Here is a 252-nt window from a genome sequence, read left to right on the forward strand (position 1 = left end):
TGGAAGAAGTATGGTTCTTGCCAAACCAGATTCCGCCACATAAACAAGGACGTAATATTACAAGTATAGAAAGTCGTTTACATATGTTAGAGCTTGCGACTGAGGCAGAAGAACACTTTTCTATTTGTTTAGAAGAGCTAAGCAGGAAGGGCCCATCTTATACGTATGACACTATGTTACAATTGACGAAGAAGTATCCGGATGTGCAGTTTCACTTTATTATCGGTGGGGATATGGTTGAGTATTTACCGA

General features: G+C 39.7%; 1 pseudogene. It reads left to right on the forward strand.

What is annotated here, in order from left to right:
- Positions 1 to 252: pseudogene (nadD, locus tag SB717_RS38005) on the forward strand (nicotinate-nucleotide adenylyltransferase); the annotation flags it as partial.

The sequence above is a fragment of the Priestia sp. SIMBA_032 genome, assembly GCF_046535215.1.
In the GTDB taxonomy this organism is placed as follows: domain Bacteria; phylum Bacillota; class Bacilli; order Bacillales; family Bacillaceae_H; genus Priestia; species Priestia aryabhattai.